The sequence below is a fragment of the Pontibacter populi genome (assembly GCF_040278685.1).
Taxonomy (GTDB): Bacteria; Bacteroidota; Bacteroidia; order Cytophagales; family Hymenobacteraceae; genus Pontibacter; species Pontibacter populi.
This window is the reverse complement of sequence record NZ_JBEOKT010000001.1, coordinates 209,872-223,141: the sequence shown is the minus strand read 5'-3', so window position 1 is coordinate 223,141 and position 13,270 is coordinate 209,872. Positions and strand designations below refer to the sequence as shown.

The following is a 13,270-nucleotide window of genomic DNA, read 5'->3' as shown; positions in this document are numbered from 1 at the left end:
TTTATTGAATAAGAACTATAGAGAGTCTTCCCTTACTCCCTGCATAATCTCTGGCGCTGCTATAATACCAATGTTCTGGTTCCTCCACAAAGCCTGCTGTAACCGGATTGTAATGAAGGTAGTCTAATTTCTGCTCCATCAGTCCATTGTTGTGAAGTAAGATAGGATGATAGCCGGGTTGCCAGAATTTATACTCTTCGTGTTTAGCACTCAACTCACCCGCTGATTTGATTAGCCAGTTTAGCCAATTTTTTCTACTCTCTTGTGGGTTTTGCTGAATAGCTCTGTAAACTTCTTTAGCTGTATATTTTTTGAAATCCCGGATGATGTTAGCTAGAGCAGGAGATGAGCAGATTAAGTGCAGGTGATTTGTCATGATACACCAGGCAAAGATGGTGAGGTTCTTTTCTCTTTGACAGTAGGCAAGGCTATCGCATATGATTTCGCAGTATTCGCGGCGTGTAAATATGTCTGCCCACTGCACTACAGTTATAGTAATAAAGTAAATTCCTTTGGGGTCGTTCGCTTTATACTTCTCGCTCATGCCTTAAAGCACGTATTGTCATAAAGTATAGTTACAAGATTTAGCGCGGAAGTTACTTCCGTGCTGGACTATAGATGCGAATCTCAGATTCGCTTTTATAAATTCGTCACGGAGCTAAGCTCCGCGGCAGGCCGCATAAAAAAGCCGCAACTGATCTAAATCAACTGCGGCATTCTATTATTCATTAACTCTCTATTTCCCCAACTCCTAAACTCCAGCGATCAACTTCTCCAGAATATTCTGCGCAGCTACCGAAATAATAGTGCCTGGGCCAAATACACCAACTGCACCAGCCTGATACAGGAAATCATAGTCCTGGGCTGGGATAACGCCACCAACTATAACCATAATATCGCCACGGTCTAGTTTGCGGAGCTCTTCTATCAGTTGTGGAACCAGTGTTTTGTGGCCGGCTGCTAAACTACTCACACCAACTACGTGCACGTCGTTTTCAGCGGCTTGCATGGCTACTTCGGCTGGGGTCTGGAACAATGGTCCTATGTCCACATCAAAGCCAAGGTCGGCGAAGGAAGTGGCAATTACTTTGGAGCCGCGGTCGTGGCCGTCCTGGCCCATTTTAGCGACCATAATGCGTGGCCGTCGGCCTTCCAGTTCTTCAAACTGATCCGCTAATTGCTTCGCGCGCTCAAAGTTTTCGTCGTCGGTTATTTCTGCTGAGTACACTCCTGATATGGCTCTGATTACTGCTTTATGTCTGCCGTATATTTTTTCCAAGGCATCTGATATTTCACCCAAGGTAGCGCGGTGGCGTGCCGCTTCTACTGCTAAGTCCAGTAAGTTGCCCTCGCCGGACTGGGCTGCATTTGTTAACGCCTCAAGGGCTTTTGTTACGGCTTCCTGGTCGCGGGTATCTTTTACGCTTGCGAGTCTTCGCAACTGCGATTCACGCACTGCTGTGTTATCAATGTCAAGTATATCGATTTCCTGAATCTGACTAGGTTTATACTTGTTTACGCCAACTATAATGTCTTTACCGGAGTCGATGCGGGCTTGTTTGCGTGCAGCGGCTTCTTCGATGCGCATTTTCGGCAAACCGGTCTCGATAGCTTTAGCCATACCACCCAGCTCTTCCACTTCTTCAATCAGTGCCCAGGCTTTTTGTGCCAGCTCGTGCGTCAGGGCTTCCACGTAATAAGAGCCGCCCCAAGGATCAACTACTTTGGTAATGTTGGTTTCCTGTTGCAGGTAGATTTGGGTGTTACGGGCAATGCGGGCCGAGAAATCAGTTGGCAAGGCAATTGCTTCGTCGAGGGCGTTGGTGTGCAAACTTTGCGTACCGCCCAGGGCAGCAGCTAAGGCCTCTACACAGGTGCGGGTTACGTTATTAAATGGGTCCTGCTCAGTTAAGCTCCAACCGGAAGTTTGGCAGTGTGTTCTAAGAGCCAGCGATTTCGGGTTCTTTGGGTTGAATTGCTTGATGATTTTGGACCACAACATACGAGCCGCACGCATTTTGGCGATCTCCATAAAGTGGTTCATGCCTATCGCCCAGAAGAACGAGAGACGCGGTGCAAAATCATCGATATCCATGCCTGCCTGTAAACCGGTGCGCACATATTCCAAACCATCCGCCAGGGTATAAGCCAACTCAATATCGGCGGTGGCGCCGGCTTCCTGCATGTGGTACCCCGAAATAGAGATGGAGTTGAAGCGCGGCATATTTTTAGAACTATAAGCAAAGATGTCGGCAATGATCTTCATGCTTGGCTCCGGTGGGTAGATGTAGGTGTTGCGCACCATAAACTCCTTCAGGATGTCGTTCTGAATTGTTCCGCTCAGTTGCTCCGGTTTCACACCCTGTTCTTCTGCAGCAACTATATAAAACGCCATAATAGGCAACACGGCACCGTTCATCGTCATCGATACCGACATCTCGTTAAGTGGAATCTGATCGAAAAGGATCTTCATGTCTTCCACCGAATCGATAGCCACACCGGCTTTACCGACATCGCCAACTACACGCGGATGATCAGAGTCATAGCCACGGTGCGTGGCAAGGTCGAATGCTACCGAAAGACCTTTTTGCCCGCCAGCCAGGTTGCGACGATAGAAGGCGTTAGATTCCTCGGCAGTAGAGAAACCGGCATACTGACGGATGGTCCAGGGCTTTTGCACATACATGGTGCTGTATGGTCCACGCAAGTAAGGTGGCAAGCCGGCAGCAAAATCGGTGTGCTCAAAGTGTGCGGCGTCGTCCGCAGTATAAAAAGTCTTTACTTTTATCTGCTCCGGCGTTTTCCAAACCTTGGCATCGGAAGGCGCTTCGTGCCCATTCTCTGCCGCAGCTATCGTACTTATATCTATTTTCGAAAAGTCAGGCTTCATGTGTTTAATTTTGAATGAGTGATTGAGTGAATGAGTGAATATTTGATCAATTCATTCTCTCATCAAAATTCAGTCTTACTTCTTATAGATTAGAATGAGTATCTGAGTGTAGCTTTTTGCCATTCACTCAATCACTCATTCAAAAATCAGTCATTAATCTAACTGGCGTGCTCGGATGTTACTACCCAGCGGCCATTCAGCTTTTTCCAGACCTGCGACGATACACCACCCATCAGGCGCTTGCCATCCAGTTCTATCTTCCAACGGAAAACAAAGTATACGGCTTCTTTGGATACCTGCTCGATGTGCAGCGGCTCGTAACTATAAACGCCCATTTTGCTGCGGTCGGTAAAGTCCTGCAGGAACATATCGTAAACTTCCTGGTAACCTTTTTCGGTTCCGGCTTTACTTATCCAGAGCATTTCCGGGGAGTTCCAGTAAAAGGTCATGGCTGTTTCCAGATCGCCTTTGTTCCAAGCAGAAATCTGTCCTTCGAGCGCTTGTTTTACTTCCTGTACGGCATCGCCTTTAGGCATGGTAAACGACGAAAGTATAGTTGCAGTAGCCATAGTTAGCAGTGTCAGGTAAAGTAGTTTCAGGTTATTGGCCATTGTTGCCATGTAGTTTTCTATGTACAAGGTCAAGAATGCTCTTCATGTCGCAGTCTTCAAAAATAAACTCATCGTAACCGTTCGCCACCATTTCATCTTTCATATGCTCCGGGTTATCGGCCAGAATTATAGTTGGCTTGGCATGATGGTTACGAATACGCGGGCCAAACTCGCGCACATAAGCCGACTCCGACGATGCGACAACCAGCACTTCGGCAGCTGTGCTCTGTAGTTTATCGGATGCTTCTTCCACGGAACTATAGTGCTGCAGCTGTGTCTCGAAACCGGCGCAGCTGAAAAGCTCCTGGGCAAACGTAGCATTTACATGGCGTTTCTCGTTTTCGCCGATAACGGCAACTATAGCTTTCGGGCGTCGCTGACGCTTGCGTAAGTGCAGTTCGGTAGCCATGCGCATCACTTCGGTTGGGTAAGCAGCACGGGTGGTATCAAAAGCTTCGCTCTGGATCAGTTCTTCCGGGTCAAAGTCTATTTTCTCTTTCGGGTTCGGGTATTTGTTTGTGCCAACCAGCACCATGCGGCCATTGGCAATATCCCGGAATTTGCGGCGGCTTACTTCTGTAATAGAGCCAAGTATAAAGCCACTTTCATACGCTTGTTCAAAACCACCTTTCGTTTCTACTTCCTTAAACAGCTCCCAGGCCTTGGTTGCCAACTGGTCTGTCAGCGACTCCAAATAATAAGAGCCGGCGGCAGGGTCGATGGCTTTATCCAGGTAAGCTTCTTCTTTTAATATGATGGAAACGTTGCGTGCAATTCGCTCCGAGAATTCATCAGAAGCCTTAAATGTGCTGTCAAAAGGGGAAACAGTCAGGGAATCAGCACCGGCAATTACTGCAGACATGGCTTCGGTGGTTACGCGAAGCATGTTCACGTACGGGTCCAGGGTAGTCTGGTACCAGCTGGATGTGGAACTATGGATGCGCAGTTTTGCGGCCAGTGCAGGCGGAGCTATGTAAGCTTCAACTATAGCTGCCCAGAGTAGGCGCAAGGCACGTAACTTTGCTATTTCGAAGAAATAATTAGTGCCCGACGCCATATGGAACTGCACATTGCTTAGTACATCTTCCACAGACTGGCCGGCATTAGCTAAGCGGTGCACATAAGCTACTGCAGCACTCAGGGTGTAGGCAATTTCCTGGGTAGCCGATGCGCCGATGCTGCTAAAGTTGGTGCCGCTTATAGTTATGCCATAAAATTCAGGGCTGATCCTGGTCAGTTCCAGTACGTCAACTATAGCTTTGTTCTCTTCCCTCGACAGCTCTCCCTTGGCCGTCATGGGGTCGTATTTTATGAAACCGCGCAGGTTTTGCGGCGATACATGGTTAGCGTGAAGTTTGCTGTAAAGGCGGTTCGGGAAATGGTCCAGCTTATTTGGCAGCGTAAAACCTACGACGTGCTTGTTAAGGTCTATTTTGCTAAGCAAGTACACTATATCGAAAAGCTCCGGCTGCGGCAGGATAAAATGGATTCCATCAGCGCCGCGGCTCAGGGCGTCAGCAGCCTTATCTATAGCAGTTATACTATCACCGGAAACGTTAATTTCCTGAATGTTAAGCCAGGTATTAGCATCTGTTTTAGTACCGCGCAGGAAAGGGTAGTTTCCAGGTTTTTGCTGTGTAGTAGCCAGTTGCTGAATGTCTTCTTTGGTATAGTAGGGCTTTATGTCGATGCCTTCGTAGGTGTGCCAGGTTAGTTGTTCCAGTGGCGTGTCGCGCAGGTCTTTACGGGCGCGCTCTTCCCATTCGGATGCCGTGGCAGGTGTAAATTCCGAGAATAGCTTCTGAGTTGGTTTGTTCTCGTCCGTCATCTTAGGTATAGGTATAATTTGATGTAAAGATATACTTTACTTTATGTTTTTAATAGGTTCCGATGGTTGTGGCCTGTTTATTTAATACGTGAAATATAAGCCTGGTATGCCCAGTACCCGATCAGCAACCAGATAATAACTATAACAGCAGCCATGATATAGTTTGATTTCTGTGGCTTTTGCAGCATTTGCCGCGCCTTTTCACGGTACTCTTCCAGCACATTTTCGGGCATCAGTTTTATAGTTAACCAAATGCCCAGCGGCAGCAAAAGGAGGTCATCTACATAACCCAGCACAGGAATAAAATCAGGGATAAGGTCGATGGGGCTGAAAGCGTACGCAACTGTAAGTACCAGCACTGCTTTTGCCATAAACGGAATCCGTGGGTCCCGCGAAGCCAGGTACAGGGTGTAAATATCTTGTTTTAGTTTGCGAACAAACTCTTTCCACTTGCTGAGCATACTTTATTCTACGGGAATAGGCCGGGCAAGAGTTGGTTTTTAGTGGCAAGGATGAACTGAAACTATAGTTTTAAACTATAAAATCGCTATATTTCTACTTAATACACGATCATTAACTCACTTAAATGAATAAAACCGTACTAACTATACTTGGTGCCAGCTTACTTGCTATACCTGCCACAGCCCAGGATGCCAAACTGCTTGCCCGAGCCAACACCATGGCTGATAAAACCGAAAAGAAAGTAATTGAATGGCGCCGCGATTTTCATGAGCACCCTGAACTTGGTAACCGAGAAGTAAATACCGCCGCCAAAATTGCTGCCGAACTTAAGCGACTTGGCATTGAAGTAGAAACCGGAGTAGCCCACACAGGCGTGGTTGGCGTGCTGAAAGGCGGAAAGCCCGGGCCTGTAGTTGCCCTGCGTGCCGATATGGATGGTTTGCCTGTTACGGAACGTGCCAATTTACCTTATGCATCAAAAGCAAAGAGTACTTACAACGGCCAGGAAGTTGGGGTAATGCACGCCTGCGGCCACGATACGCACGTTGCCATGTTGCTTGGCGCTGCCGAAGTACTGGCCGGTATGAAGAAGGACTTGCCGGGAACGGTTAAGTTTATCTTTCAGCCTGCCGAAGAAGGAGCACCAGCCGGCGAAAAAGGCGGCGCTTCGATGATGGTGGAAGAAGGCGTACTGAGCAAAGGACCAAAGCCGGAAGTTATTTTCGGGTTGCATATAAACTCCCAGACAGAAGTAGGAACCTTAAAATACAGACCGGGCGGCATTATGGCCAGCGCTGACCTGCTTAAGATAAAAGTGAAAGGCAAGCAGGTACATGGTGCGAGTCCGTGGGGTGGGGTAGACCCGATCGTGGTGTCGGCGCAGATCATAAACGGCCTACAAACTATAGTTAGCCGCCAGATAGACCTGACCGAAGATGCCGCAGTGGTAACGATCGGGAGTATTCATGGTGGCGTGCGCAACAACATCATCCCCGAAGAAGTGTTGCTGGAAGGTACCATCCGCACCCTGGATGCCAACATGCAGAAACAGATACACGAAAAGATAAAACTGACCGCTACCAAAATTGCTGAAAGTGCCGGTGCCACAGCCGAAGTAACAATAGATGAAATGGCACCCATTACATTCAACGATGCGGCACTAACCCAGAAAATGCTGCCAACTCTGCAAACTATAGCCGGAAAGGATAAGGTAGTACTGATGAACGCCATGACCGGTGCCGAAGACTTTGCCTATTACCAGCAGAAAATTCCGGGACTGTTTGTGTTTGTAGGTGGCATGAAAAAAGGCCAGGACCCAGCCACCGCACCAGCCCACCACACCCCAGACTTTTACATTGACGAAAGCGGCATGCAACTGGGCGTTAAAACCTTACTCGGCCTGACGTTGAATTATATGACGGGGAAGGAGAAGTTGTAGATTGACTCAGGTTTGTCCCAAAACTATAACCGCCGGCCTAAATCGGTCTGGCGGTTATAGTTTTGGGAATATCTATATCTTAAAGTTATAGTTCCTCTGCGTTTTGGTAATCGTCTTCTGTAAAGGTATAAACGAACCGGAAGTTATTATTGCTAATCTCATCCGCCTTGTAGTTGCTCATATCCAATACGTTCCGGGTCTGAGCATCTTCTAAAGTATAAGCCTGAAACTTTTCCGAATCATATTCAATATACACAGAATCTATAGTTGGATTCATCTGGAAATACCTATCGAAGTCCTCTGGGCTATAATTTTCATCTCCTTCTTCATCAATACTTATAAACAGAGCAGAATCTTGTGGTAAGATTGTAAAGGTGTATACTAACACTAACTCTCCGTTCGTGTTTCTGTCATCGAAATGCCTGATCTGAATTGTCCTGTTGCTGTTGTTTTTATAGTAAAAGTTTAATTTCAACTGATGATCAACCTCGCCTTTGCAACTCTGCATCAGGCATAATACAAGGAAACTAATCCCAAAAATCAAAAACCGCTGTAAGCCCATTTTCTGTTGTGTTAGTATAGTTGATTTTAAGATTATTCTTTCAGACACTTAATGTATTGGTGTTCTTTAATAAATATTATACTGTTTACTCTGTACAAGAAGCCGGCAAGCTACTATTCCAATATAAGCTTGCCGGTTTTTTTAAGCCCGTTCTGGTTAGTTAAACTATAAAAGTACAAACCAGCAGCTACCTTTGGTCTTATCTCTGAAATACCCATAGGTACGTCCTGCTCCATTAGAAACTTACCTTGCAGGGTATAAATGATAAGTTTAGACGGAGACTCTGCCTGAACCATAAAACGATCCTTTGCTGGGTTCGGATAAACAGGCAGCCTTAAGGTCTCCAGTACAACCGGGAGTTCTGTTTGAGATCGCTGGTTAAACACAAGCTGTACCTTTAGTTCTTTAACAAGCGGGGTAGTGGTAGCTCCGCCTGCCGGATAATAGGTAGCTCTGAAAGTTATAGTTTGTGGTAAGTTGCTGACCTGTGTTTTATTCGGTTGGAATATCAGCCTTCCTACCATACCAGCTGTGGTATCCTGGGTAGTAAAATCAAAGCGTAAGGCTTGCTCAGTCAGAGAGCTTACGGCAGTTAGTGTAGTAACATGGCCCTGGTAATTATCAGCAAGCACTGTTAATTTAACAGGGTTCAGGTGTGTTATAATAACACGTTCTTCTGATATAAGTCTGAGTTTTTCTGTTTCGATCAGTTTAAGCATCGGTTCATCACTCCGTACCAGTATGCCCAGAGAAAGAGTTAGCGGGTAAGTTTCGTTCACTCCATAAAAGCTTATGAAATACGGTTTATCCCTGATTAATGTCTCAGTAGGTGTGAAGCTGAATGTGCCTATCGTTTCTCCCCCAACGCTGGTTTCAAGAAAATAAGTTACAGGCACTTTGAGTACTTGTGTAAGTTCGCTGGCTAAATGTACCGTTACAGCATTCGCATCATTTTGTAGCGGAGCTAGTGCAGGAATTAGCTCTTTATACTTTATTTTAAGCTTGAGTTCCTGGTTTGCTTTCGCTTCGATTATTCCATTGTGGGTAAACTGAAGATCTTCCCTGTTCAGTAATGTAATGCTATTTTCAGCTTTATCGTCCACTCTGATCGTCATGTCATAAGTGGTTTGGCTTATCTTTAATTTACCTCTCCATTCTTCTACCAGAACAGCAAAAACATAATCTCCTCTGATACATGGTGCATCCCATACCAGTTGTCCGTCCCTTTTGTTAATACCAAAACTACTAGGTGCACTACCTGCAACATTCCTGCAATCAAACACATTATCAGGCAGCAAATAACCAGGTAACGGCCCTCTTTTTCCTTGCTCATCTATATGCAGGGGATAGCTGAGTTTATATGTAAGGCTGTCGCCATCAGCGTCATAAGCCAGAAGGTTAAAGTTTACAGACTGTCCGACACTTGCGCTTATAAACTCAGGTGCCAAGAACTGTGGTCCCCCTGTGTTGCTTACCAAAGCTCTTACATTTACAGTAGTCATGATCAGTACATTAACCCGATCGGTGGGTTGAGGGAAGTTAAGTACTCCAGGATTACGGTTAATGCCTTTCCAGGAAGCGGTAAAGGTGCCATCTACTGGAAATGTATGTTCCCATAAGAACTCCTCTCTGTCAAAATATCGGCTGATAGCGGTTACGCTTGTCCGTTCTACACTTATTATATCCCCGTCCCCCATATCAATATCTACAACTGGGTCGTCCGCATAAGACCAGCGATCGGCAATCAACGTCAGTTTAAAAAGGTACTTTCGTGGGTTTGCATTGGGAGAAGCGTCTTGGGTATAAGTAATAAAACCACCCATAATATGTGTAGCTGATGCACTGGTAAAACAAAGCAGCAGGCAGAATAGGAGTAATAGTTGTTTCATAGCTAACAGGCTGTCTGATATTATTTAAACGATCAAAAAAAGTGTTCTGTCAGCCTTAAGGCTGCTCGCATTAGTTTCTTGTTTAGTACATAAAGAAATATAAAAAGTTGTATTTTGTAAAGCTGTATCAGTATTGTATTGACGATTCTATTTGTTGTTCTTTATTAATATTTCAACTTAATAAATATAGTAACACTTTATTAAATATAGCAACTATAGTATATAAATGTTAACTTAAGCAATGAAACCGTTGGCAGGTTAATTGTTGTTGTGCCACAGCAGCTATATCCGTACTTTTGTGGATAACTCGCATCTTACCATTTTATGAAGCACCCGATTTATAGTTATATAACTGCACTTTTGCTTGCCACATCTATAGTTGGCTGTCAGCAGAAGATATGGCAACCACAGGCCAGCCTCGAACAAACCGACGTAGCCGTAGACAGCACCCTGACTGCCGACCCTGAAACCGAAGCCATGATTGCCCCTTACCGCCAGCAGGTAACCGCCAAAATGAGCGAGGTAATTGGAACAGCAACCACGGAGCTCCGAAAAGCAGACCACGAATCGCCGCTGGGTAATTTTGTGACAGACCTGCTACTGGAACAGACAAATAAGCTAATGGACACGCCGGTAGACATGGGCCAGACAACTAATGGCGGTTTGCGGGTGCCGCTTCCGGCCGGACCTATAACAGTGGGCCATATTTTTGAGCTGATGCCTTTCGAGAACGAGGTTGTAGTTTTAACCCTGGATGGCCCGACCACACAGGAATTATTCGACTTCGCAGCTAAAACCGGTATTTCGCCTTTAGCCAACGCCACTTACACAATACAGAACGGCAAAGCCACAGACATAAAGATCGGCGGCAAACCACTGGATACGTCTCGCAACTATACCATTGTAACATCAGATTACTTGGCAGGTGGCGGCGACAACATGGTGATGTTCAAGAAAGCCATTAAAACAGAGAAAGTGGGCATGATGATGCGCGACATGATCCTGAAGCACATAAAAGATTTGACTGCAGCCGGTAAACCTATAGTTGCCGATACTACAAAACGCGTTTCCGGAGCAAAATAAACTATAGACAGCCATGAAGAGAAGAGATTTTTTAAAGTATAGCGCTGTTGGTGCCGCCGGCCTAACTATAGTTGGGTTACCATTCAGCTCTGAAGCTGCCAGCAAAACTATAAGACTTACCATTCTGCATACCAACGACCAGCATTCGCGCATCGACCCGTTTCCGAACGATGGTCGCAGACATGCCGGCATGGGAGGGATGGCCCGCCGCGCCAGTTTAATAGAAAAGATCCGCAAAGAAGAGCCAAATGTACTGTTACTTGATGCCGGAGATATCTGGCAGGGAACACCATATTTCAACTTTTTTAACGGCGAACTGGAGTACAAACTGATGAGCGACATGAAATACGATGCCGCCACATTAGGTAACCACGATTTCGACCTTGGCCTGGAAGGACTGGCAAAACAGCTTCCTGCTGCCGGCTTCGAGTTCGTAAACGCCAACTACGATTTCTCTAAAACCATTCTGAAAGATAAATTCAAGCCATACAAAGTTTTTGAAAAAGAAGGGCTGCGCATCGGCGTGTTCGGTTTAGGGATACAGCTGGAGGGTTTGGTTGGTAAAAAGCAGTTCGGTGAGACCGTTTATTTAGACCCTGTAGCCAAAGCGCAGGAAGTGGTAACCGAACTCCGCGGAAACCAGAAATGCCACATGGTTATCTGTTTGTCGCATTTAGGCTATAGTTACCAGTCTGATAAAATAGATGACCGAAAGCTGGCGCAGCAAGTACCGGGCATCGACCTTATAATTGGTGGCCACACCCATACTTTTATGGATGAGCCGGAAACCATACGCCATGCATCGGGCCACGAAACGCTGATCAACCAGGTAGGGTACGCCGGTATCAATTTAGGCCGTCTCGACTATGAGTTCAATAAAAAAACGAAGGAAAAAACAACTATAAAAACCGCAGCGCTGCCTGTGGATAACCCTGTATTAACTTCGTGAAAAAATAATTTTTTGTTTACATATATTTAAGCAAATTTGTACCCCCCCTGTCGAATAAGGAGAGGTTTGCTTCACCAAACTAATCTAGTGTGCTTTGGAAAATTGGATGATTAAAGATTGTACGACTGTATGGAGTAACTGCCTGCAGGTTATTAAGGATAATATTGGCGAACAGAGTTTTAAGACCTGGTTTGAGCCGATTAAGCCTATATCCCTGCGCGATGGTGTGCTAACTATACAAGTGCCGAGCCAGTTCTTTTATGAGTGGCTGGAGGAGCACTATGTGCAACTCTTAAAGAAAGTCATCTACCAGGAACTGGGCGCCGACGGCAGGCTGGAATACTCTATTATAGTTGATCGCGGAAACGAGTCTAATAAACCGCAGACGGTTAACATCCCGACCAAAAAAATACCGGCAGCTGTAGTTAACTCGTACCGCCCGGAGCAGAACTTCATCAAGAGCCCGTTCGAGTCTAAAACGATCGACCGTAACTTCCTGAACTCACAGCTGAACTCGGCCTATACATTCGAGAACTATATCGAGGGAGATTGCAACCGTTTAGCGCGCTCTGCCGGTTATGCAGTGGCTAATAAGCCGGGAACTACCTCGTTTAACCCGCTTATGGTTTATGGTGGTGTAGGTCTTGGTAAAACGCACCTGGTGCAGGCTATCGGTAACCACATCAAAAACAGCAACCCCGATAAGTTTGTACTTTACGTTTCGTCAGAGAAGTTCGTGAACCAGTTCATCGAGTCTTTGAAAACGAACAACGTGCAGGATTTTGCCAACTTCTATTTGCTGGTTGATATCCTGATTATTGATGACGTTCAGTTTTTGAGCGGAAAAGAGAAGACACAGGAAATGTTCTTCCACATCTTTAACCACTTGCACCAGTCCGGTAAACAGATCGTGATGACCTCAGACTGTCCGCCACGCGACCTGAAAGGACTTGAAGAGCGACTCTTGTCCCGCTTTAAGTGGGGTTTAACAGCAGACTTACAGAGCCCGGATTTTGAAACGCGTATGGCCATCATCCAGAAAAAGATGCAGGGCGACGGCATTGATATTCCGGATAACGTGGTAGAATACCTGGCTTACAGCGTGGATACCAACGTGCGTGAACTGGAAGGTGTATTAATCTCGTTGATCGCGCAGTCATCGCTGAACCGTAAAGAAATTGACCTGGAGCTTGCCAAGCAGGCCCTGAAACATATTATTGAGGATGTTGAGACAGAAGTAAATCTTGACTTCATCCAGAAAACAGTAGCTGAGTACTTCCAGGTTAGTCTTGACTCACTGAAAGCTAAAACCCGTAAAAAGGAAATTGTAACAGCACGTCAGGTGGCCATGTACTTTGCAAAAGAGTTTACAAGTCATTCGCTTAAGTCAATTGGTTACCATTTCGGTGGCCGCGACCACAGTACCGTTATTCACTCCGTACAAACCGTTTCCGACCTGATCGATACGGACAAGAAATTTAAAGCGAGCATACAGGAACTTCAGAAAAAGTTTAAATCGAAAGCCGGATAGAAAAATTCTACTTTATAAATGATCGGG

General features: G+C 45.9%; 11 protein-coding genes. 4 read left to right on the top strand and 7 right to left on the bottom strand.

Going from position 1 to position 13,270, the window contains the following annotated elements:
• Position 1: 1 nt before the first annotated feature.
• The 5 genes from ABS362_RS00855 to ABS362_RS00835 form a co-directional block, all read right to left on the bottom strand.
• Entirely contained in the window at positions 2-544 is a 543-nt protein-coding gene (locus ABS362_RS00855) for an REP-associated tyrosine transposase (RefSeq protein ID WP_350410163.1), read from the bottom strand.
• A 207-nt stretch (positions 545-751) separates the two neighbouring features.
• Positions 752-2,890, bottom strand: coding sequence for a methylmalonyl-CoA mutase (scpA, locus tag ABS362_RS00850; protein ID WP_350410161.1), 2,139 nt, complete (start codon positions 2,888-2,890; stop codon positions 752-754).
• Between the two features lie 158 nt (positions 2,891-3,048).
• Positions 3,049-3,510 (bottom strand): YybH family protein, encoded by a 462-nt coding sequence (locus ABS362_RS00845; protein WP_350410160.1) that lies wholly within the window; start codon positions 3,508-3,510, stop codon positions 3,049-3,051.
• A complete protein-coding gene (locus ABS362_RS00840; RefSeq protein WP_350410159.1) occupies positions 3,491-5,329 on the bottom strand; it encodes a methylmalonyl-CoA mutase subunit beta in 1,839 nt (612 codons plus the stop codon). Before ABS362_RS00840 ends, ABS362_RS00845 begins: the two co-directional genes overlap by 20 nt.
• A 77-nt stretch (positions 5,330-5,406) precedes the next feature.
• Positions 5,407-5,790 (bottom strand): YkvA family protein, encoded by a 384-nt coding sequence (locus ABS362_RS00835; protein ID WP_350410158.1) that lies wholly within the window; start codon positions 5,788-5,790, stop codon positions 5,407-5,409.
• 125 nt (positions 5,791-5,915) lie between these two features.
• Between ABS362_RS00835 and ABS362_RS00830 the strand changes: the two genes are divergently transcribed.
• Positions 5,916-7,229 (top strand): amidohydrolase, encoded by a 1,314-nt coding sequence (locus ABS362_RS00830; protein ID WP_350410156.1) that lies wholly within the window; start codon positions 5,916-5,918, stop codon positions 7,227-7,229.
• An 85-nt stretch (positions 7,230-7,314) separates the two neighbouring features.
• Here ABS362_RS00830 and ABS362_RS00825 read toward each other — a convergent pair whose 3' ends face one another.
• Together ABS362_RS00825 and ABS362_RS00820 are read right to left on the bottom strand one after the other, a co-directional pair.
• On the bottom strand, positions 7,315-7,737 hold the full coding sequence (locus ABS362_RS00825; protein WP_350410155.1) for a hypothetical protein: 423 nt from the start codon (positions 7,735-7,737) through the stop codon (positions 7,315-7,317).
• A 167-nt stretch (positions 7,738-7,904) separates the two neighbouring features.
• Positions 7,905-9,680, bottom strand: coding sequence for a T9SS type A sorting domain-containing protein (locus ABS362_RS00820; RefSeq protein ID WP_350410153.1), 1,776 nt, complete (start codon positions 9,678-9,680; stop codon positions 7,905-7,907).
• A gap of 324 nt (positions 9,681-10,004) precedes the next feature.
• Between ABS362_RS00820 and ABS362_RS00815 the strand changes: the two genes are divergently transcribed.
• The 3 genes from ABS362_RS00815 (at position 10,005) to dnaA (ending at position 13,243) form a co-directional block, all read left to right on the top strand.
• A complete protein-coding gene (locus ABS362_RS00815; protein WP_350410151.1) occupies positions 10,005-10,763 on the top strand; it encodes a 5'-nucleotidase C-terminal domain-containing protein in 759 nt (252 codons plus the stop codon).
• Between the two features lie 13 nt (positions 10,764-10,776).
• Complete coding sequence (locus ABS362_RS00810; RefSeq protein WP_350410149.1) at positions 10,777-11,712, top strand: metallophosphoesterase; 936 nt, start codon at positions 10,777-10,779, stop codon at positions 11,710-11,712.
• Between the two features lie 106 nt (positions 11,713-11,818).
• Complete coding sequence (dnaA, locus tag ABS362_RS00805) at positions 11,819-13,243, top strand: chromosomal replication initiator protein DnaA (protein ID WP_350410443.1); 1,425 nt, start codon at positions 11,819-11,821, stop codon at positions 13,241-13,243.
• Positions 13,244-13,270 lie beyond the last annotated feature (27 nt).